Genomic DNA, 19,533 nt, shown 5'->3' on the forward strand with positions numbered 1-19,533 from the left:
AGCGGCGCACCGGGGGCTCACCAGACCCTGGTCTGCCCGCCGGGCGCGAACACCGGGCTCGTCGCCCCGGCCGGGGCCTTCTCCAGGGGTTCGGCGAGCTCCTGGACGGTGGGCCCGACCTGCGCCGCGATCGCGTCGAGCCGCCCCAGGTCGAAGCCGTAGACACGGGCCGCGTTGCCGCCCGCCATGGCCGCGACCTCGGCCGGGGGCAGGCCCGCGTAGGCGGCGCGCAGGCCCTCGCGCGAGAAGGGGTGGGTGCCCTCGTCGTGCGGGTAGTCGCTGCCCCACATGATCTTGTCGAGGCCGACGCGGTCGCGCACCGCCGCCTCGTGCGGACGCATGAAGCTGGCGCCCACGAAGCAGTTGTCCCGCCACACCTCGGAGGGTCCCTTGCCCATGGCCTCGGAGAGCCCGGCGCCGAACTTGGCCTCGGCGGTGTCCCGGCGCGCGACGGCCGCGACGAGCCGCCCGTGGTAGTAGTCCAGCATGGCGAGCACGCCCGGGATCCAGCCGGAGCCCTGCTCGGTGAGGACCAGCTTCAGCTCGGGGTGGCGCCGGAACGCGCCGCCGAACATCAGGTGCCACAGCGCCCGGTGGGAGAACCACGTCGTCTCCACCATGAACACCGCGCGCGCGGCGGGCTCGTCGCCGAGCGGCGGCGAGGCCGAGCCCGCGTGGTGGTTCACGGGCACGCCCAGCTCCGCGCAGACCGCCCACAGCGGGTCGTACGTCTGCGAGTACAGCTCGGGCAGGCCGGACCCCGGCGGCGTGCCGGGCACGAGGACCCCGCCGGTGAGGCCCGCGTCGACGCACCGGCGGACCTCCCTGACGGCCTCCTCGACGTCGTTGAGCAGGATCTGGAAGACGCCCGCCCGGCGCCCGGGTGCCGCCGCGCAGAAGTCCGCGAGCCAGCGGTTGTGGGCGCGCAGTCCGGCCCAGCGCTGCTCGTACTCCTGCCGGGTCGGCGCCGGGGCCATCAGGGACGCCGACGGGAAGAACGGCGGGATGGTGTTGGGGAACACCACTTCGGCGACGATGCCGTCGGCCTCCAGCTCGGCGACACGGCGCTCGGAGTTCCAGTTGCGGTCGGCGGTGTCGGCGAGCAGGTCCTCGTACGGATTGACGTAGGTGGCCGCCCAGGCGTCGAAGGCGTCGTGGTGGCGGGCGGCCAGGTAGGGCCTGTAGTCGAGGAGGTCGGCGCCCGCGTGGCAGTCGGCGGAGATGACGGTGTAGCGGTCGGTGTCGGCGTACGTCCTTGCGTCGGTCATGGGGTCACCCCGAGCGTCGGGAAGTCGTGGCCGGTCAGCCAGTGGCGGCCCGTCTCGCGCGAGCGGGCCCAGGAGGCCTCGACGGCGCACTGGTCGGGGTCCTGGCCGAGGTCGGCGGGGGTCGGGCCGATGCGGCGGGCCAGCGGGGCGAGCTTCGCCGTGTCGAAGCCGAAGACCTCTGCGGCGGCGAGGCCCAGCATGCGGCGGGTCTCGGCGACGGGGATGTCGTGGAAGGTCCTCGCGAGCCATCCGCGGGTGTCGGGCCAGGTGCCCTCGGGGTGCGGGAAGTCGCTGCCCCAGAGGATGTTGTCGACGCCGATCTCGTAGCGCTGGGCCAGCTCGCGGCGCTTGGTGTTGGTGGCGCAGACGAAGATCTGCCGGTCCAGGTACTCGTGCGGCGGGCGCTTCAGCTCGGCGAACGGCGACAGCTTCTTGCCGCCGTGCGCGCCCAGGTAGAGCCGGTCCATGAACCACAGCAGGTTCGGCAGCCACCAGCAGCCCGACTCCGCGACCCCGAACCTCAGCCCCGGGTGCCGCTCGAAGACCCCGGACCAGAGCAGGAACCACAGGGGGCGTGCGGGCCACCAGGTCACTTCGGAGACGTAGATGCCGAGGTGGTCGCCGTACTCGTCGCGCGGCGCCGCCCCGGAGTGGGTGAGCACGGGCATCGCGCACTCGGCGGCCGCGGCCCATACGGGGTCGTAACGCCGGTCGTGGTAGGGCGCCTTGTCGACCCACATGGAGGGGATCATCAGGGCGCCGAGGCCCGACTCCTTGGCGCGGTGGATCTCGGCGACGACCCGGTCGACCTCGCCGGTGACGGGCAGCAGGGCGACGCCGCAGTGCCGTTCGGGGTTCCCCGACACGAAGTCGGCGAGCCAGCGGTTGTGCGCCTGGGCGCCCGCCATGCCGAGTGCGGGGTCCTGGTCCCCGGAGAGGCCGAGGCCCACTCCGAAGGGCGCGGCGGTGCGGCTGTCCACGGCGTCGGCGTCCGGGAAGACGACCTCCGCGGCCACCCCGTCGCCGTCCAGCTCCTTGAGCCGCTGCGCGGGGTCCCAGCCGCCCTTCAGGCCTTCCTCGTTGTCGCTGAACCAGCGGTCGGCGAAGGCCTCGTTGCGGATGCCGAGCCGGGTCATCTCCTCGCGGCGCCGCTCGCGCCCGCCGAGGAACTCGTCGAAGTCCCGGTGGAACCGGGCGTCCAGGTAGGGCCGGTACTCCTCGGTGGGCAGACCGGCGTGGCAGTCGGAGGAGACGATCAAGTAGGGCTCTTCGAAGCCCTGTCGGGGTTCTTCGGTGTCGTGCGGGTCCGTCATGGCGGCTCCCTCAGTCCAGGATGAAGCTCTCCAGGTACGACGGGTCGGTCCGGCCGAGCATCGACTGCGCGCGGGCCCGGATCTGCCGGTCGCTGTGCTCGCTCGCGGGCAGCAGCCAGAAGCGGCCCGCGACGACGCCCTCGGCCACCAGGTCCGCGACGTCCTCCACGGGCGTGAACGCGACCTCCTGCCCGGCCTCGCGCATGGCCGCCTCCCACTGGCCGAGGGTGCGGTAGGGCGTCCTGCGGGGGCGGGACTTGGCGTACCGCTCGGGGCGGTTGCGGTGCGACTCCCACAGGCCGGTGCGCAGCATGTGCGGCCCGGGGAAGAGCACGGAGGCGCCCACGCGCGCGCGTGCGGCCTTCAGGTGCGCGTACAGGGACTCCGTCATCGTCACGACGGCCGCCTTGGTGACCGCGTACACGGACGCCGTCGGCAGCGGCGCGATACCGCCGTCCCCGGAGGAGGTGTTGACGACGTGGCCCTCCTCGCCGCCCGCGAGCATGCGTGGCACGAACGCCTGGATGCCGTGGAAGACGCCCCACACGTTGACTTCGAAGGCCCACTTCCAGTCGTTCGGATCGTGCTCCCACATCCGGCCCTCCGCGCCGGAGCCGACCCCGGCGTTGTTGCACAGGACGTGCACGGCGCCGAACCGGTCGTACGTGTCGTCGGCGAGCGCGACGACCTGCTCGCGCACGCCGACGTCGACCACGCGCGCGTGCACGCGCGCGCCGTCGGCACGCAGTCCGGCCGCCGCCTTCTCCAGGGCGTCCGCCTCGACGTCGGCGAGCACGACGGTGAGTCCGTCCGCCGCGAACCGCCGTGCGAGGGCGAGCCCGACGCCGCTCGCCGCACCCGTGACGACGGCGACCTGCCCCCGGCGCAGCTCCATGTCAGACGCTCCCCTCGGGCGGGCCGTCCAGGATCTGCCGCGGGTCGTCGTAGCGCTGGTGGATGTAGGGCAGCAGGGCCTGCGCGTCGACGCGCTCCACCACCCTGCCCCGCTGGTCGCTGGTCTTCTCGCCGATGGTCAGCTCCACCAGGCGGCGCACGGGCAGGTCCGCCACCGGGTCGTACATCGACTCGCGAAGCACCACGTCCCCGGTGACGCTCTCCAGCCTGCGGACCCGCTCCTCGCGCACGCAGTGCACGAGCACCGGGTCCGCGTCGAAGCCCGAACCGTCCACCGCGGGCAGGAACTTGAAGTAGAAGTCGGTCTTCCGCGCGGGCTCCGGCAGCGGCAGGCTCCCGCTCACGGCGCCGCGCACCTCCACGAACGCGATGCCGTGCCGGGCCATGGCGGCCCGCACCACCAGGCCGTCGCGCTCGACGGTGACGTCGCCCAGCTTCTTGGGCTCGCCGAAGACCTCACGGCCGCCGGTCAGGGCGCGCTCGTGCGTCATCGGCATCACCAGCGGATACCAGCCCGCCACGCCGCCGTGCTCCGCCGCGACGGCCACCGAACCCGCGCCCAGCGGATACCCGGCGAGCTCGACCCTGCTGATGTTGGCCCGCACCAGGGGGCGGCCCGCGGGCTTCAGGGGCGGTGGCAGGACCGCCGCCACCACGTCCGGGTCGCTCTCCCACACGGCCACCACTCCCGTGGACCAGATGTCGGGGAGCCTGGTGTGCGCGGTGCGCGTCGCGGCCATTTCGGCCTCGGTGCGCGCGCCGTAGCGTACGCGTGCCATGCCGTACCACCCTTCGCCGACGGACTGTCAGATACTTGCGGCGGTTCTGTAACACAGTTACAACAGGAGCCGTGAAGGGTAAAGAGACGCGTGCGCATCTGGACCGGGAACAGGTCCTCGCCGCCGCCGCGGGCCTCGTCAAGCAGCACGGCCCCGACGCCCTGACCATGCGCAAGCTCGCGGCCGAGCTCGGCACGGCCGTCACCTCGATCTACTGGCACGTCGGCAACCGCGAGCAGCTCCTGGACGCCCTCGTCGAGCGCACCGTCGCCGACCTCGGCGAGATCCGCCCCACCGGCGCCACGCCCGCCCGGCGCATCACGTCCGTGGCGCGCGCCCTGCGCCGCCTCCTTCGCGACCATCCGCACCTCATCGCGATGGTCCACGAACGCGGCCTGACGGAGCGGATGTTCCTGCCCGCGCAGCGGGCCCTGGTGCACGAGGTGCACGCGGCCGGGCTGCGCGGCGCCCGGGCCGCCGACGCCGTGCGCGCCGTCCAGGTCCATGTCGTCGGTCACGTCCTGGTCGAGCGCAACCGCGAGCGGGCGCCGGTGCAGCGCCCCGGCGAGCAGGAGCTGTGGGACGCGCGGGCCGCCGAGCAGGACCCGGCCCTCGCCCGCGCCCTCGCCCGGCCGCCGGACACGGAGCGGCTGTTCACGCTGTCGGTGCGGGCGCTGGTGGCGGGGTTGCTCGAACCCTCCGCCGGGGACTGCCCGAACCCCCCTCCGTCGGCTGACGGTCCGTCGCCGTCCTGAAAGGTGGCTGATTCCGCCCCTCGAAGGTGACTGCCCCCCGGCCCTGGGACCTGACTGTCAGTCGCGGCCCGTATCCTCATGGACCATGCTCGAAGACCGCACGACCGCATCGCCGACGGCGCCGACCGTCCCTTCGGCGACTCCGGCGACGCACGCGACTCCGGCGCCGACCGCCGCGACCGCGCCGGGGTCCGAGACCCCCTGGCCGACGGCCTACCCCTCCGGGTACGCGGTCGTCGACGTCGAGACCACCGGCCTGTCCAGAGACGACCGGATCATCTCGGCCGCGGTCTACCGCCTGGACGCCCGCGGCGAGGTCGAGGACCACTGGTACACGCTGGTGAACCCGCAGCGCGACCCCGGCCCGGTCTGGATCCACGGTCTGACGAGCGACAAGCTGGCCGACGCCCCGCTCTTCGCGGACATCGCCGAGGAGTTCGCGACCCGCCTCGCGGACCGCGTCCTCGTCGCGCACAACGCCGTCTTCGACTGGTCGATGATCGCCAGGGAGTACGCCCGCGCGGAGCGCACCGCCCCCGTCCGGCAGCGCCTGTGCACCATCGCGCTCTCCAAGGAGCTCGGCCTGCCGCTGCCCAACCACAAGCTGGAGTCCCTCGCCGCCCACTTCGGCGTGGTCCAGCGCCAGGCCCACCACGCCCTCGACGACGCCCGGGTCCTCGCCGAGGCGTTCCGGCCGAGCCTGCGCGCGGCGGCGAGCGACGGGGTGCGGCTGCCGCTCCTGGAGTGCCGCCCGCTCACCGAGTGGTCGGACGGCGGCGCCCGCGTCGGCCGCCAGGGCGGGCCCGCCACCGGCTCCTCCACATCGTCGTTCTCGGCGTACTCCTCGTACCAGTCCGGCAGTTGGCGCCCCTCCCGCAAGCGCCCCGCCTGCCCGTTCCCGAACCCCGGGCGGTGGGAGGACGGCAAGCCGCTCAAGCAAGGCATGCGCGTCGCCTTCTCCGGGGACACCTCCGTGGACCGCGAGCTCCTGGAGGACCGGGCGTTCGAGGCGGGCCTGCACATCGCGACGAGCGTGTCGCGGCTGACGAGCCTCCTCGTCACGAACGACCCGGACTCCGGCACGTCGAAGACGACGAAGGCCCGGGCGTACGGCACTCCGGTCATCGACGAGGCGGCCTTCGGCCAGCTCCTCCAGGACGTGGCCCCGGCGGAGACCCCGGCAGGAACCCCGGGAGAAAGGTGACCGCCACACGGTCCGCGTCAGACGGGTGATTGCCGGGCGACTCGCCCGTCCGCCGCTCGCCGCGCGCCGCCGCCGCGTCCCACTCTGTGGCGCATGGCACGTTGTGAGGTCTGCGGAAACGACTACGGCATGTCCTTCGAGGTGCACGCGCAGGGCGCGGTGCACGTCTTCGGCTGCTTCGCCTGCGCCATCCACCGCATGGCGCCCATCTGCGAGCACTGCCGGTGCCGCATCATCGGGCAGGGCGTCGAGGTCGAGGGCCACTGGTACTGCGGGGCGCACTGCGCCCGCGCGGAGGGGCGGGTGGGGATCGTCGACAGGGTGTGAGCGGGGGCCCTCCCGTCGGGGGCTTTCCCGCGCGGGGTAACGTCGAAGCCGTGTACCGCTTCCTCCTGACCCGCCAATGGGTGATCCTCACCCTCGTCGGCCTCGTCCTCATCCCCGTGATGATCGAGCTGGGCTTCTGGCAGCTGCACCGCCACGAGAAGCGCGTGGCGCACAACGGGAAGATCAGCAGGGCGCTGGACGCCGCGCCGGTCCCCGCCGAGCGGCTGACCGCCCCGGGCCGTGACGTACCGGACTCCGCGGTCTACCGCCGGGTGACGGCCAAGGGCACCTTCGCCCCCGAGGACGAGGTCGTCGTGCGCCGCCGCACCAACTCCGACGACGAGGTCGGCTTCCACGTCCTGACCCCGTTCGTCCTCGACGACGGCAAGGTGCTGCTCGTCAACCGCGGCTGGATCCCGGCGGACGGCCCCCAGACCGCCTTCCCGAAGATCCCCGCGCCGCCCCGCGGCGAGATCACCGTCACCGGCCGCCTCATGGGCGACGAGACGTCCGCGGCCAGCGGCATCAAGGACGTCCGCGGGCTGCCCGACCGCCAGATCATGCTGATCAGCAGCGGGCAGCAGGCACACGCCCTGGGCAAGAAGGTGCTCGGCGGCTACGTCGAGCTGACCGCGCCGCGCCACGGCGACTCCCCCCAACTCCTCGCCGAGCCCGACCACAGCGGGATCGGCGCGCACATGGCGTACGCCGTGCAGTGGTGGCTGTTCGCCGCCGGGGTGCCCGCGGGCTGGATCGTGCTGGTCCGGCGCGAGCGCAAGGACCGCATCGAGACGGCGGCGCGGGCGGCGGCGGAGGAGTCCGAGAAGCCCGACCAGGGCGAGACGGCCGACCAGGCTTCCCCCGCGACGGCCTGAGCCGCGGTCCCACCGCGCGGCCCGCCCGGTGCGGCAGAGGCAGCACCGCGTCCGGGCCGCCCCGTCCCCCCGGTCCCGGATTGCCACACCACCGAACCGGGAAACCGTCACCCGTGTCACAACGACCGCGCCGCCCCATCGAGGACTACGCCCTGATCGGCGACCACCAGACGGCCGCCCTTGTCTCCCGCACCGGATCCGTGGACTGGCTGTGCCTGCCGCGCTTCGACTCCGGGGCCTGTTTCGCCGCGCTCCTGGGCGACGACGGGCACGGCCACTGGCGCGTCGCGCCGAAGGACGCCGACGACTGCACCCGCCGCGCCTACCGCCCGGACACCCTCGTCCTCGACACCGAGTGGGACACCCCGGACGGCTCGGTCCGCGTGACCGACTTCATGCCGCAGCGCGACCGCGCCCCCGACCTCGTCCGCGTCGTCGAGGGCCTCAAGGGCGAAGTGACCATGAGCAGCACGCTCCGGCTCCGCTTCGACTACGGCTCGATCGTGCCGTGGATGCGCCGCGCCGACGGCCACCGGGTGGCGGTCGCTGGCCCCGACTCCGTATGGCTGCGCAGCGACCCGGAGGTCCACACCGAGGGCCGCGACTTCACCACGTACTCCGAGTTCACCGTGGCCGCCGGGGAACGCGTGACGTTCGTCCTCACCTGGCACCCCTCGCACGAACCGGCCCCGAAGGCCCTCGACGCCGAACAGGCGCTGCGCGACAGCGTCGAGGACTGGCAGGCCTGGGCGGCCCACTGCCGCTACGAAGGCCCGCACCGCGACGCGGTCGTGCGCTCCCTCATCACGCTCAAGGCCCTCACCTACGCCCCGACCGGCGGCATCGTCGCCGCCCCCACCACCTCGCTGCCCGAGGAGATCGGCGGCGTCCGCAACTGGGACTACCGCTACTGCTGGCTGCGCGACTCCACTCTCACGCTCGGCGCGCTGCTCGCCGCGGGCTATCTGGAGGAGGCCGAGGCGTGGCGCGACTGGCTGCTGCGCGCGGCGGCGGGCGACCCCGCCGACCTCCAGATCATGTACGGCCTCGCGGGTGAGCGGCGGCTGCCCGAGTACGAGGCGGGGTGGCTGCCCGGGTACGAGGGCTCGGCGCCCGTGCGCATCGGCAACCGGGCGGTCAGCCAGCGCCAACTCGACGTCTACGGAGAGGTCGTCGACTCCCTCACCCTGGCCCGCCGCTCCGGCCTCGCCACCCGCCCGCACGGCTGGCGGCTGCAACTCGCGCTCATGGAGTTCCTGCGGCACTGCTGGCGCGAGAAGGACGAGGGCCTGTGGGAGGTACGCGGCCCGCGCCGGCACTTCGTGCACTCCAAGGTGATGGCGTGGGTCGCCGCGGACCGCACCGTGCGCGCGATGGAGGACGACCCGGCGCTGCCCGGCGACGTGGCGCACTGGCGGCGCCTGCGCGACGACATCCACGCGGAGGTCTGCGCCCGCGGCTACGACGCGGAGCGCCGCACCTTCACGCAGTCGTACGGCTCGCGCGAGCTCGACGCCGCGCTGCTCCTGATCCCACGCGTGGGGTTCCTGCCGCCGGACGACCCGCGGGTGATCGGCACGATCGAGGCGGTGCAGGAGGAACTGGGCACGCGGGAGGGACTGCTGCGGCGGTATTCGGTCGGTGGTGCCGTGGTGGACGACGCCGTCCCCGCGGCCACGGCCACCGTGGACGGCCTGCCCGGCGGCGAGGGAACCTTCCTCGTCTGCTCCTTCTGGCTCGCCGACGCGCTGCACCTCACCGGCCGCACCAAGGAGGCCCGCGACCTCTTCGAGCGGCTGCTCGCGCTCCGCAACGACGTGGGGCTGCTCGCGGAGGAGTACGACCCCGTGGCCGCGCGCCAGTTGGGCAACTTCCCGCAGGCCTTCAGCCATGTGGGCCTTGTGGGCACCGCCCTCGCCCTCTACGGCCCGGACGCGGCAGGATAGGACCATGGATCTTGGACTGAACAACCGTGTGTACGTCGTCACCGGCGCCACCCGTGGCCTCGGCAACGCCGCCGCCCGTGAGCTGGTCGCGGACGGCGCGAAGGTCGTCCTCACCGGCCGCGACGAGAAGACGGCCGCCGCGGCGGCCGCGGAGCTCGGCCCGAACGCGGTGGGCATCGGCGCGGACAACGCCGATCCGGGCGTCGCGGACCGCCTCGTGGCGGCGGCGCGCGAGCACTTCGGCGGCTTCGACGGCATCCTCGTCAGCGTCGGCGGGCCGCCGCCCGGCTTCGTCGCCGACAACACCGACGAGCAGTGGCAGGCCGCGTTCGACTCCGTCTTCCTCGGTGCCGTACGCCTCGCGCGCACCGCCGCGGCGGAGCTGGGCGAGGGCGGTGTCATCGGCTTCGTCCTCTCCGCGTCCGTGCACGAGCCGATCCCGGGCCTCACCGTCTCCAACGGCCTGCGCCCCGGCCTCGCGGGCTTCGCCAAGTCCCTCGCCGACGAGTTGGGGCCGCGCGGCATCCGCGTGGTCGGCCTCCTCCCGGCCCGCATCGACACCGACCGCGTCCGCGAACTCGACGGCTTCTCCGCCGACCCGGAGGCGACCCGCGCGGCCCACGAGTCCCGCATCCCGCTGCGCCGCTACGGCACCCCCCAGGAGTTCGGCCGCACCGCCGCGTTCCTCCTCTCTCCCGCGGCGTCGTACCTCACCGGCGTGATGCTGCCCGTGGACGGCGGGGCACGACACGGTTTCTAGCCTGCGGCTCAGTGGGGGTGCCCGCCGCTACCGCGGCGGGTTCCTCCCACCCGCCCACCCGTTTGCTGTGGGACGGGGGGGTTGGGGCCCGGGGTGAGGTGGATGGGGGGATCCGGGGTGCCGGGTGCTCCGGGGTGCCGGGGCCCGAGGTGCCGAGGCCCGGGGTGCCGGGGCCCGAGGTGCCGGGGCCCGAGGTGCCGAGGGCGCAGGCGCTCAGGGGCCGACGCCCGGGGGCGCGGCGGCGCTGGGCGCGTCTGTCGGAGGGGTGGGGGCGAGGGCGGGGTCGGGGTGAGTTCGGCCTCGGGGCGAGCTCGGGCTCAGGGCGAGGGCGGGATCGGTCCAGGACGGTGGACGGAAGCCGCCGGGGGTGAGGCGGGCCCCAGAGTTCCGGGTGGGTGGGTGGGAAAGGCCGCCGCGCAGCGGCGGTGGGGCTGCCGTCCACGGCGAGGTGGCGCGCGGGGACGGGGCGAAGGTGGCCGGCCTGAGCCGCCCAGGAGTGAGGCGGGCCCCAGAGTTCCGGGCGGGTGGGTGGGAGAAGCCGCCGCGCAGCGGCGGTGGGGCTGCCGCCCACGGCGAGGTGGCGCACGGGGGGACGGGGCGAGGGTGGCCGGCCCAAGCCGCCCAGGGGCGAGACGGGCGTCAGCTGACGCGTTCGGCGCGGTGCTTCACGGCACGCAGCAGCACCGTGGCCGGCAGCCGCCCCAGCCCGGCGGAGTCCCGCGCATGCGCCAACGCCTCCTCGCAGGTGCGATGCAACGCCTCCGCGGGCACGGCGTCGGCACCGAGGACGAGCCCGACCCGCGCCTCGGGGGCATTGCGCCGCCCGGTGAGCCGCACCCGGGCCCGCTCGACGCCGTCGAGCGCCGCGGCCTCGGTCTCGAGGACGCTCTCCATGGCCCGCCCCCGCAGCAGCGCGCCCTCCCCGTCCCCGGTCTCGACGAGGACCTCCGCGAGGCGCCGCCGCCGCAGTTGGGCGGTGAGCCACCACAGGGCGAGCAGCACGACGACGGCGAGCACGCCGATGACGGTGGGCCACCACCAGCCGTCGTCCCGCCACCGCGCCCGGTCGGCGTCACTGAGCAGCACGTCGTCGCGGGAGTCGTGCACCCACCACGAGGGCGGCTCGACGCCGAGCCCGACCGCGAGGACGGACCCGCCGAGCAGGACGAGGGCGAGGCCGAGGAGGCCGAGGAGCACGCGGTTCACGGTCCGCAGCATGGCGCGGTCACCCCTTCCGGCCCGGCCGGGCCACGTGCACGGAGAGACCGGGCGGGTGGCCGAGCCCGAGGTCGTGGATGGCGGCGGCGAGGGCGGCGTCCAAGTCGCCGCGTACGTCGTCGAGTTCACGGAAGTGCGACACGGCCCGCACGTCGACCTTGGAGCGGCTCATGCGGACGCGTACCGACCGTACGCCCGACACGTCCATGGCCCGGTCCCGCAGCGCCGTCGCGGCGGCACCCCGGTCGAGCCCGGCGCGCACGTCGGCGTGGGTGCGCCGCATCGGGAGGAGGGAGCGAAGGCCGGGCGTCACGGCGAGGACGAGGAGCCACAGGCCGGCGGCGAGCGCCGCCGCGGCCCCGGCGAGCACCGCCGTGCTGTCGAGGGGCCGTTCGGCCAGCTCACGGGCGAGGTCGCGGCGCCACCGCATCGCGGGGTGGTCGGCGCGCACGGCCACGATGTCGTACAGGAGCAGCCCGGCGCCGCCGAGGACCAGCAGGGCGAGCAACCCGGCGGGCACCCGTCGCGCCGACCAGAAGCGGGGGGAGCCGTCCTCGTCGCCGAGGGTGGGCGGCGGCTGGTAGGCGGCCGCGGACGCGGACTGGTCGAGTTCGGGTGCGGACGCGGCACGCTCGATGACGGGCACGGCCTCGCCCGGTTTGGTCAGGTCGGTTCCGCCGGCCTGCCGGGGTTCGCTCATCGGGTCCTCCCCTGCGCCGCGTCCCGCGCCTGCGCCGAGTGCAGCCGCTCCACCTGGACCGCCACTTCGGGCACTTCCATGCCCGCCAACGCCTTTACCCGTTCGGCGACCCGGTGACGCACGGCGCCGCACTGGCGGCCGATGTCGCTGGGGTAGTCCAGTTCGACGCTGACGCGGACGCGCGCGCTGCCGTGCGGGGCATCGCCCGGCCCGGCGGAGCCCCCGGCGGGGGGCCGCACGCTCACGGTGGCGTGCGGCGGCGCCGCCTCGTCGGGCAGCGCGGGCAGCGCCTCACGTGCCGCGCGCGCGGCGATCTTCGCGACGACGCGGTCGGCGATCCGGGTCGCGCCGCGCTCGCCGGGCGGTACCTGCCCCACGACGTCGGCGGCCACCGCTCAGCGCCGCCGGTCGCCGCGGGGACGGAAGAATTCCCCGGGCTCCAGGTCCCCTTCCAGGAACCGCCCGGCCACGAACCCGATGGCACCCAGGGCCGCCACCAGGAGGAAGGCCCCGAACCCGCCGAAGTACCCGGCGAATCCGAGAGCCATTCCGGCGATCATGCCGATCACGGCAAAGCTCATCGTGCGCTCCTTCGCTCCTGCGCGCCTCATGCTCCCGGCCGTCCGCGCCCGCCGCCGCGCACGTCCCGTGCTTCTCCTCTACCCAGGTCGCGCGGCGGGGCCGCCTCCACCCGCGGGTGCGGAACGCCGGACGGTCCGAGCCGTCGTCTCTGACGGTCCGAGCCGTCGCCCCTATTGAAGCCGCGACGGCTGCTCGTCGTCCTCGTCGTCCGGCAGCTTCACATCGCTCACCGCGATGTTCACCTCGACGACCTCCAAGCCCGTCATCCGCTCGACGGCGGCGACGACGTTCTCCCGTACGTCCCGCGCGACATCGGCGATCGAGACTCCGTAGTCAACGACGATCTCCAGGTCGAGGGCCGTCTGCACCTCGCCGACCTCGGCCTTCACGCCACGTGTGACGGCCTTCGAGCTGCCGGGCACCCGGTCCCGCACGGCCCCGAAGGTCCGCGCGAGGCCGCCGCCCATCGCGTGCACGCCGACCACGTCGCGGGCGGCGAGGCCCGCGATCTTCTCGACCACACCGTCGGCGATGCTGGTGCGCCCGCGCGTCGCGGGGTCGCCTCCCCCACGCCGTGCCGTGCCGCCCGTCCTGGCCTCGTCGGGTGACTCCTTCGCGAGCGTCTGGGACGTCGTGCGCTCTCCGGTGTCGCTCATCGTGTGGTCCTTTTCGGCAGGGGATCTGCTCTTTCGTCCACATTAAGCGCGGCCCGGGACCCGCGCGCCCGGGATGGGGCAGGCTGGAGCCATGACGGGTGACGGGTGGACCTCTGCGGTACGGCGTCAACTGGGCCTCGGCCGGATGCTCCCACTGGGCGGCCCGGGTGACGGCGCCTGGCTCGCGGAGTCGGCGGCGCGTTCGGTGCTGTGCGGCTCGGCCGCGCGGGTGGCGGGGGTCCGCGTGACCCGCCTGCGGGTGTCCCTCGTGGAGCGGGGCGCCGCACCGCTGTCCCCGGACGCGTACGTCGTCGCGGTGCCGTCGCCGCCGAGCGCACTGCCGCCGGGGCCGCTGCGGATCAGCGCGGAGTTCCAGGCCGCGACGACCGAGCCGCTGGCCACGGCCGCGGACCGACTGCGCACGGCGCTCGGCTCGGCCGCGGCGGAGCGGCTGGGTCTGGTGGTGACGGAGGTGGACCTGCGGGTGACGGGGCTGATGGAGGGGGGCGGGGGCCTCGGGGGTGCGGTCCCGGGGGATGCGTCACCCATGGGTGCGGTGTCCGGGGGTTCGGCGCCTGGGAATGCGGCGCCCACGGGTGCGGTCCCGGGGGATGCGATCCCTGGGAGTGCGGCCCTCGTGGGTGCGGTGTCCGAGGCTTCGACGCCGAGGGATGGGGTCCCCGAGGACACGGTGTCCGAGGACGCGGCCCCGGCAGATGCCCCCTCGGCGGATGCCCCTTCAACCGACGGCGACATCGCCGACGTACCGTCCGGCCCCCTCCCCGGGTACGAGGACGAGCCCGGCGACGAGGGGCGCGTGGCGCGGGCCGCCCTCGCGGTGCCCGGCGTGACGCGGATGGCGGGGGTCCTCGGCGGCCTGGCCCGGGCCGTCCACATCGAGGAGCAGGGGGCGACGCTCACGCTGCCGCGCCGCCATGTCCGGGTGGACCTCGCGGTGGACGCGCGGCACCGCACCCTGGACGTGGCGCGCGCGGTCCGCGCGGCCGTCGCCGCGTCCCTGCCGGACCGGCCGTCGGTGGCGGTCCTGGTCACGACGGTGGACTGACCGCCCCCGCCGACTGTCCCGGCCAGCTGTTTCCGCCGACCGCCCCCGCTGGCCGACCCGCCGACCGTCCCCGTCGGCGATCCCCGCCGACCAGAGCCAGCGGCCGCCCCGGACTTCCTCAGTCCCCGGCGTACCGCCCGAACGTCCCCCAGTCCCCGACGGCCGCCCGAACCTCCCTCAATCCCCGACGGCCGCCCGAACCCCCTCAGTCCCCAATGCCCGCCAGGTCCCGCAGCCTGCGTGCCTGCGCGGCCCGCTCGGCGCGGCGCTGCTCCTCGTACGAACGCCCCACCGCACCCTGAAGCAGCGCCTTGGTCTCGATGACCGCGTCGCGCGGCGCGGCGAGCAGCGCGGCGGCCAAGTCCTGTGCGGCGGCGTCGAGCTGGTCGCCGGGCACGACGAGGTTGGCGAGGCCGATGCGCTCGGCCTCGGCTGCCTGGACGAAGCGGCCCGTGGCGCAGATCTCCAGGGCACGGGCGTACCCGACGAGGGAGACCAGCGGGTGGGTGCCGGTGAGGTCGGGCACCAGACCGAGGCTGGTCTCGCGCATGGCGAACTGCGCGTCGTCGGCGGCGACCCGCAGGTCGCAGGCGAGGGCGAGCTGGAACCCGGCGCCGATCGCATGCCCCTGGACGGCGGCGATGGACACGAGGTCGCCGCGCCGCCACCAGGTGAAGGCGTCCTGGTACTCGGCGATGGCCGCGTCGAGCTCGTCGTCCGCGCCGCGCGCCAGGTCGATGAAGGACGGTTCGCCGTCGAAGCCCTCGGGCGTGAACGCCTGCCGGTCGAGGCCGGCGGAGAAAGACTTGCCCTCTCCGCGCAGCAGCACCACGCGGACGCTGCCGGGCAGCACCCGGCCGGCCTCGGTCAACGCCCGCCACAGCGCGGGAGATTGGGCGTTGCGCTTGGCCGCGTTGGTCAGCGTCACCGTGGCGACGGCCTCGTCGACCGTGAGGCGTACGCCGTCCCGGTCGAGGACCGGCGCCGTTGTGCTTGCGACGCTCGGGCCGCTCTCGGGCGAACCGCTGTCGGGCGAAGCCATCAGTGCCTCCGGGTGGGTGCAGTCATGGTGGACGCACGCCGGTCAGCGCCCTGGCGGACGCGTGTCGGCGCGCCCTGCGGGCACTGGTGCGCCCACAAGTGACTGCACAGTAACCACCCGGTCGATCAGCCGATCGACCGGGTGGCCACACCGGACCACCCGGAGTCGGACGGCCGCGGGAAGTCGGCTAGCTGGAAGCGGCCTTCTTGCCTCGCGTTGCCCCGCCGCGTCCCCGCAGCGTGACTCCGGACTCACTGAGCATCCGGTGGACGAACCCGTAGCTGCGGCCGGTCTCTTCGGCCAACGCCCGGATGCTCGCACCGCCGTCGTACTTCTTCTTCAGGTCTGCCGCGAGCTTGTCGCGCGCGGCGCCGGTAACCCGGCTGCCCTTCTTCAGAGTCTCGGCCACCCGTGCCTCCTCATGGGAAGTGCGCTCTGGACTTCTCATGATCACCCCTTCCGAGCGTCCTGGCCACCCATTCGGCAAGGTCCATGCGACTTGATTCGCCTGGAGTCAAGCGGCCGTCACGAGCGGAATTAACGATTCCGCACGTCGCGGGACGTACCGCCGAATGGGTTCTGCGAGGAAGCGGCAGGTCAGCGCCGTGCCGGGGAAAGACGGGCCTGCGGGTCCCGTGGGACGCAAAAATCCGTGTATGCCACACCTCGGTACGAGGACGTCTCACACAGATGAAGGATCACGGCTCGGCCGAATGATCCATACGCAGTGGATCAGTCATTCGATCAAGCCCGGTGGACCCCGGACAGGGGTCCGACCGGGGAATCGTCAGGCGAGGGCCACCAGGTCCGCGTAGTCCGCGCCCCACAGGTCCTCGACGCCGTCGGGGAGCAGAATGATCCGCTCCGGCTGCAGCGCCTCGACGGCGCCCTCGTCGTGCGTGACGAGGACGACGGCGCCCTTGTAGGTGCGCAGGGCGCCCAGGATCTCCTCGCGGCTCGCCGGGTCGAGGTTGTTCGTCGGCTCGTCGAGGAGCAGGACGTTGGCAGAGGAGACGACCAGGGTCGCGAGCGCGAGCCGGGTCTTCTCGCCGCCGGAGAGCACACCCGCGGGCTTGTCGACGTCGTCTCCGGAGAAGAGGAACGAGCCGAGCGTCTTGCGGACCTCGACGAGGTCCAGGTCGGGCGCGGCCGAGCGCATGTTCTCCAGGACCGTGCGCTCCGGGTCGAGGGTCTCGTGCTCCTGGGCGTAGTAGCCGAGCTTGAGGCCGTGGCCCTCGATGACCTGACCGGTGTCGGGCTTCTCGGCGCCGCCGAGGAGCCGCAGCAGGGTGGTCTTGCCCGCGCCGTTGAGGCCGAGGATGACGACGCGCGAGCCCTTGTCGATGGCCAGGTCGACGTCGGTGAAGATCTCCAGGGAGCCGTACGACTTCGAGAGCCCCTCGGCCATCAGCGGCGTCTTGCCGCACGGCGAGGGCTCGGGGAAGCGCAGCTTGGCGACCTTGTCGCTCTGGCGCACCTCGTCCAGGCCCGCGAGGAGCTTGTCGGCGCGGCGGGCCATGTTCTGGGCGGCGACGGTCTTGGTGGCCTTGGCGCGCATCTTGTCGGCCTGCGAGTGCAGGGCCGCGGCCTTCTTCTCGGCGTTCTGGCGCTCGCGCTTGCGGCGCTTCTCGTCGGACTCGCGCTGCTGCTGGTAGAGCTTCCAGCCCATGTTGTAGACGTCGATCGCGGAGCGGTTGGCGTCCAGGTAGAAGACCTTGTTGACGACCGTCTCGACCAGGTCGACGTCGTGGGAGATCACGATGAAGCCGCCGCGGTACGTCTTCAGGTAGTCGCGCAGCCAGACGATCGAGTCGGCGTCGAGGTGGTTGGTCGGCTCGTCCAGGAGGAGCGTGTCGGCGTCCGAGAAGAGGATGCGGGCCAGCTCGATGCGGCGGCGCTGACCGCCGGAGAGCGTGTGCAGGGGCTGGCCGAGCACGCGGTCCGGGAGGTTCAGGGCGGCGGCGATGGTGGCGGCCTCGGCCTCGGCGGCGTACCCGCCCTTGGTGAGGAACTCCGTCTCCTGGCGCTCGTACTGCTTGAGTGCCTTCTCGCGCGTGGAGCCCTGGCCGCTCGCGATCCGGTGTTCGTTCTCGCGCATCTTGCGGATGAGGACGTCGAGGCCGCGCGCCGAAAGGACGCGGTCGCGGGCGAGGACGTCGAGGTCGCCCGTGCGCGGGTCCTGCGGGAGGTAGCCGACCTCTCCGGAGCGGCTGATCGTGCCGCCCGCGGGGGTGCCCTCACCGGCCAGGCACTTGGTGAGCGTCGTCTTGCCCGCGCCGTTGCGGCCGACGAGGCCGATGCGGTCGCCCTTGGCGATGCGGAACGAGGCGTTCTCGATGAGGATGCGGGCGCCGGCACGCAGCTCGATACCGGAGGCGGTGATCACGGTCAGACTCCTGGACAGGGGATATGGACGGCGGGAGGGAGGCAAGGACGATGCACGATGCGTTGTCGCGCGGAGCGCGCCGCTCAGCCGTCTAATGCAGCAGGAGGATGGCCATGGGCCAATTCTAACGGGGTGCCGCAACCGCTTTTTCCGGCGCGGCCCTCGGCAGCGCTCCCGGGGCGCCGCCGGGCCGTGGGGTAGCCCGTTCGGACCTCCGTCCGGCGCCGGGTGGTGCGGGGCGTACCAGGATGAGGTGGCCGGGGTCCGGCGCGGGCGGCGGAGCGTCGTCCCGGAGGTGAGGCAGCGCGGCTCGTACGCGAGGCAGAGGGTGGTGCGCCCATGCAGTTCGACGACGACGCGAATCTCGACTCCTCCGAGGTGCAGGATGTGCGCGGCAGCCGCGTCCCCGGCGGCAAGGCGACCATCGGCGGCGGTGTCGCCGGTCTGATCGCGCTGCTCCTCGGTCTCTTCTTCGGGGTGGGTCCCGACCAGCTCGGTCTGACGGACGGCGGCGAGGAGCCCGCCGCCTCGTCCTCGTCGCTCGCGGAGGTCAAGCGGAGCTGCCACACCGGAAAGGACGCGAACGCCCGCGAGGACTGCCGGATCCTGGCGGTGGTCAACAGCGTCCAGGACTACTGGCGCCAGGAGTTCCCGCGCCGCCAGGGCCAGTACGCGTCCGCGCAGACCGTCTTCTTCACCGGCCGCGTCGGCACGGCGTGCGGCGCGGCGTCGTCGGCGGTCGGGCCCTTCTACTGCCCCGGCGACCGCAGGGTCTACCTGGACCTGGGGTTCTTCGAGGAGCTGCGGACGAAGTTCGGCTCCACCGGCGGCCCGTTCGCGCAGGCGTACGTCGTGGCGCACGAGTACGGCCACCACGTGCAGAACCTGATGGGCACGCTGAGCCGGGCGCAGGACGGCCGGACCGGCGAGGGCAGCAACGCCGTACGCGTCGAGCTGCAGGCCGACTGCTACGCGGGGGTGTGGGCGCACCACGCCACGCGGACGCCCGACGAGGAGGGCAGGCCCGTGATCAAGCAGCTCACGGATGACGACATCCGCGACGGCCTGGACGCGGCGGCGGCGGTCGGCGACGACCGGATCCAGGAGCGCTTCCAGGGCCGGGTGACCCCCGAGTCCTGGACGCACGGCTCGGCGAAGCAGCGGCAGGACTGGTTCTACCAGGGCTTCCGTACCGGTGACATGGCGCAGTGCAACACCTTCCGCTGAGCCTCGCGGATCGGCCCGGCGGGCGCTCCCGGGCCGTTGTCAGACCCCGGTGCCAGACTGTGGAACAGGTCACGTCGAACGAAGGAGTGATCGCCATGGCAGGCGCTGTCAGGGGACGTCCGAGCATCTTCCCGACGTTGTTGTACGCGGACGCCAAGGCCGCTATCAAGCAGCTCACGGAGGCCTTCGGCTTCACGGAGACGAGTGTGTACGAGAGCGAGGACGGCACGGTCCTGCACGCCGAACTCGCGTACGGCAACGGCGCGGTGATGCTGGGTTCCAAGGGCCGCGGCGGCCTCTTCGCCGAGACGATGAAGGACGCGGGCCCGACCGCGACGTACATCGTGGTGGACGACGTCGACGCCCACCACGAGCGGGCCGTGGAGCACGGCGCGGACATCCTGATGCCCCCGACGGACCAGGACTACGGCTCGCGGGACTACATGGCACGGGACGCGGAGGGCAACATCTGGAGCTTCGGTACGTACGCCCCGGAGATACCCGCCTGACCCGC

At 73.6% G+C, this 19,533-nt stretch carries 21 protein-coding genes; 9 read left to right on the top strand and 12 right to left on the bottom strand.

Features of this window, described 5'->3' with window-relative positions; genetic code table 11:
* Window positions 1–17 precede the first annotated feature (17 nt).
* Genes OO63_RS24300 through OO63_RS24315 form a run of 4 tightly spaced genes read right to left on the bottom strand, consistent with a single transcriptional unit; the run spans window position 18 to window position 4,275 of the window.
* Window positions 18–1,268: an amidohydrolase family protein gene (locus OO63_RS24300; RefSeq protein WP_030361354.1), complete on the bottom strand. Its 1,251-nt coding sequence runs from the start codon at window positions 1,266–1,268 to the stop codon at window positions 18–20.
* A complete protein-coding gene (locus OO63_RS24305) occupies window positions 1,265–2,581 on the bottom strand; it encodes an amidohydrolase family protein (protein WP_030361353.1) in 1,317 nt (438 codons plus the stop codon). Before OO63_RS24305 ends, OO63_RS24300 begins: the two co-directional genes overlap by 4 nt.
* Window positions 2,582–2,591: 10 nt before the next feature.
* Complete coding sequence (locus tag OO63_RS24310) at window positions 2,592–3,476, bottom strand: SDR family NAD(P)-dependent oxidoreductase (RefSeq protein ID WP_030361352.1); 885 nt, start codon at window positions 3,474–3,476, stop codon at window positions 2,592–2,594.
* A gap of 1 nt (window position 3,477) precedes the next feature.
* Window positions 3,478–4,275: an acetoacetate decarboxylase family protein gene (locus OO63_RS24315; protein ID WP_030361351.1), complete on the bottom strand. Its 798-nt coding sequence runs from the start codon at window positions 4,273–4,275 to the stop codon at window positions 3,478–3,480.
* Window positions 4,276–4,346: 71 nt separating this feature from the next.
* Here OO63_RS24315 and OO63_RS24320 point away from each other — a divergent pair, with 71 nt between their 5' ends.
* From OO63_RS24320 to OO63_RS24345, 6 genes are all read left to right on the top strand, one after another.
* Complete coding sequence (locus OO63_RS24320; RefSeq protein ID WP_030361350.1) at window positions 4,347–5,030, top strand: TetR/AcrR family transcriptional regulator; 684 nt, start codon at window positions 4,347–4,349, stop codon at window positions 5,028–5,030.
* Window positions 5,031–5,115: 85 nt separating this feature from the next.
* On the top strand, window positions 5,116–6,234 hold the full coding sequence (locus tag OO63_RS24325; protein ID WP_030361349.1) for a DEDDh family exonuclease: 1,119 nt from the start codon (window positions 5,116–5,118) through the stop codon (window positions 6,232–6,234).
* Window positions 6,235–6,327: 93 nt separating this feature from the next.
* Window positions 6,328–6,561, top strand: a complete 234-nt coding sequence (locus OO63_RS24330) for a hypothetical protein (protein WP_078619326.1) — start codon at window positions 6,328–6,330, stop codon at window positions 6,559–6,561.
* Window positions 6,562–6,611: 50 nt separating this feature from the next.
* Entirely contained in the window at window positions 6,612–7,436 is an 825-nt protein-coding gene (locus OO63_RS24335) for an SURF1 family cytochrome oxidase biogenesis protein (protein ID WP_030361347.1), read from the top strand.
* Window positions 7,437–7,549: 113 nt separating this feature from the next.
* Window positions 7,550–9,382, top strand: a complete 1,833-nt coding sequence (locus OO63_RS24340) for a glycoside hydrolase family 15 protein (protein WP_030361346.1) — start codon at window positions 7,550–7,552, stop codon at window positions 9,380–9,382.
* A 4-nt stretch (window positions 9,383–9,386) separates the two neighbouring features.
* Window positions 9,387–10,142: an SDR family oxidoreductase gene (locus tag OO63_RS24345; protein ID WP_030361345.1), complete on the top strand. Its 756-nt coding sequence runs from the start codon at window positions 9,387–9,389 to the stop codon at window positions 10,140–10,142.
* Window positions 10,143–10,781: 639 nt separating this feature from the next.
* Here OO63_RS24345 and amaP read toward each other — a convergent pair.
* From amaP to OO63_RS24370, 5 genes are all read right to left on the bottom strand, one after another.
* Window positions 10,782–11,360, bottom strand: coding sequence for an alkaline shock response membrane anchor protein AmaP (gene amaP, locus OO63_RS24350; protein ID WP_030361344.1), 579 nt, complete (start codon window positions 11,358–11,360; stop codon window positions 10,782–10,784).
* A gap of 7 nt (window positions 11,361–11,367) precedes the next feature.
* On the bottom strand, window positions 11,368–12,060 hold the full coding sequence (locus OO63_RS24355) for a DUF6286 domain-containing protein (protein ID WP_030361343.1): 693 nt from the start codon (window positions 12,058–12,060) through the stop codon (window positions 11,368–11,370).
* Window positions 12,057–12,452 carry an Asp23/Gls24 family envelope stress response protein gene (locus tag OO63_RS24360; RefSeq protein ID WP_030361342.1) on the bottom strand — a complete coding sequence of 132 codons (396 nt, stop codon included), beginning with the start codon at window positions 12,450–12,452 and terminating at the stop codon, window positions 12,057–12,059. Before OO63_RS24360 ends, OO63_RS24355 begins: the two co-directional genes overlap by 4 nt.
* Window positions 12,453–12,455: 3 nt before the next feature.
* A complete protein-coding gene (locus OO63_RS24365; RefSeq protein ID WP_030361341.1) occupies window positions 12,456–12,641 on the bottom strand; it encodes a hypothetical protein in 186 nt (61 codons plus the stop codon).
* 171 nt (window positions 12,642–12,812) lie between these two features.
* On the bottom strand, window positions 12,813–13,298 hold the full coding sequence (locus OO63_RS24370; protein ID WP_030361340.1) for an Asp23/Gls24 family envelope stress response protein: 486 nt from the start codon (window positions 13,296–13,298) through the stop codon (window positions 12,813–12,815).
* Window positions 13,299–13,389: 91 nt separating this feature from the next.
* Here OO63_RS24370 and OO63_RS24375 point away from each other — a divergent pair, with 91 nt between their 5' ends.
* Window positions 13,390–14,364 carry a hypothetical protein gene (locus tag OO63_RS24375; RefSeq protein ID WP_030361339.1) on the top strand — a complete coding sequence of 325 codons (975 nt, stop codon included), beginning with the start codon at window positions 13,390–13,392 and terminating at the stop codon, window positions 14,362–14,364.
* 205 nt (window positions 14,365–14,569) lie between these two features.
* On the opposite strand, the gene OO63_RS24380 is transcribed toward OO63_RS24375, so the two are convergent.
* The 3 genes from OO63_RS24380 to OO63_RS24390 form a co-directional block, all read right to left on the bottom strand.
* Window positions 14,570–15,406: an enoyl-CoA hydratase/isomerase family protein gene (locus OO63_RS24380; protein ID WP_030361338.1), complete on the bottom strand. Its 837-nt coding sequence runs from the start codon at window positions 15,404–15,406 to the stop codon at window positions 14,570–14,572.
* Window positions 15,407–15,593: 187 nt separating this feature from the next.
* On the bottom strand, window positions 15,594–15,815 hold the full coding sequence (locus tag OO63_RS24385) for a helix-turn-helix domain-containing protein (RefSeq protein WP_016645426.1): 222 nt from the start codon (window positions 15,813–15,815) through the stop codon (window positions 15,594–15,596).
* Between the two features lie 378 nt (window positions 15,816–16,193).
* The gene (locus OO63_RS24390) at window positions 16,194–17,792 is read right to left on the bottom strand and encodes an ABC-F family ATP-binding cassette domain-containing protein (protein WP_030361337.1); all 1,599 of its coding nucleotides are present in this window, start codon (window positions 17,790–17,792) and stop codon (window positions 16,194–16,196) included.
* A 339-nt stretch (window positions 17,793–18,131) separates the two neighbouring features.
* Here OO63_RS24390 and ypfJ point away from each other — a divergent pair, with 339 nt between their 5' ends.
* The gene (gene ypfJ, locus OO63_RS24395; RefSeq protein WP_030361336.1) at window positions 18,132–19,019 is read left to right on the top strand and encodes a KPN_02809 family neutral zinc metallopeptidase; all 888 of its coding nucleotides are present in this window, start codon (window positions 18,132–18,134) and stop codon (window positions 19,017–19,019) included.
* A 95-nt stretch (window positions 19,020–19,114) separates the two neighbouring features.
* Window positions 19,115–19,528 carry a VOC family protein gene (locus tag OO63_RS24400; RefSeq protein ID WP_030361335.1) on the top strand — a complete coding sequence of 138 codons (414 nt, stop codon included), beginning with the start codon at window positions 19,115–19,117 and terminating at the stop codon, window positions 19,526–19,528.
* Window positions 19,529–19,533: the final 5 nt, after the last annotated feature.

Source organism: Streptomyces alboflavus (assembly GCF_000716675.1).
Taxonomy (GTDB): Bacteria; Actinomycetota; Actinomycetes; order Streptomycetales; family Streptomycetaceae; genus Streptomyces; species Streptomyces alboflavus.

Coding starts and splice junctions, on each gene's coding strand:
- ypfJ (WP_030361336.1), top strand. CDS start 18,132: ATGCAGTTCGACGACGACGCGAATCTCGACTCCTCCGAGGTGCAGGAT.
- OO63_RS24310 (WP_030361352.1), bottom strand. CDS start 3,476: ATGGAGCTGCGCCGGGGGCAGGTCGCCGTCGTCACGGGTGCGGCGAGC.
- OO63_RS24380 (WP_030361338.1), bottom strand. CDS start 15,406: ATGGCTTCGCCCGACAGCGGTTCGCCCGAGAGCGGCCCGAGCGTCGCA.
- OO63_RS24355 (WP_030361343.1), bottom strand. CDS start 12,060: ATGAGCGAACCCCGGCAGGCCGGCGGAACCGACCTGACCAAACCGGGC.
- OO63_RS24370 (WP_030361340.1), bottom strand. CDS start 13,298: ATGAGCGACACCGGAGAGCGCACGACGTCCCAGACGCTCGCGAAGGAG.
- OO63_RS24345 (WP_030361345.1), top strand. CDS start 9,387: ATGGATCTTGGACTGAACAACCGTGTGTACGTCGTCACCGGCGCCACC.
- OO63_RS24315 (WP_030361351.1), bottom strand. CDS start 4,275: ATGGCACGCGTACGCTACGGCGCGCGCACCGAGGCCGAAATGGCCGCG.
- OO63_RS24300 (WP_030361354.1), bottom strand. CDS start 1,268: ATGACCGACGCAAGGACGTACGCCGACACCGACCGCTACACCGTCATC.
- amaP (WP_030361344.1), bottom strand. CDS start 11,360: ATGCTGCGGACCGTGAACCGCGTGCTCCTCGGCCTCCTCGGCCTCGCC.
- OO63_RS24305 (WP_030361353.1), bottom strand. CDS start 2,581: ATGACGGACCCGCACGACACCGAAGAACCCCGACAGGGCTTCGAAGAG.
- OO63_RS24365 (WP_030361341.1), bottom strand. CDS start 12,641: ATGAGCTTTGCCGTGATCGGCATGATCGCCGGAATGGCTCTCGGATTC.
- OO63_RS24325 (WP_030361349.1), top strand. CDS start 5,116: ATGCTCGAAGACCGCACGACCGCATCGCCGACGGCGCCGACCGTCCCT.
- OO63_RS24375 (WP_030361339.1), top strand. CDS start 13,390: ATGACGGGTGACGGGTGGACCTCTGCGGTACGGCGTCAACTGGGCCTC.
- OO63_RS24400 (WP_030361335.1), top strand. CDS start 19,115: ATGGCAGGCGCTGTCAGGGGACGTCCGAGCATCTTCCCGACGTTGTTG.
- OO63_RS24330 (WP_078619326.1), top strand. CDS start 6,328: ATGGCACGTTGTGAGGTCTGCGGAAACGACTACGGCATGTCCTTCGAG.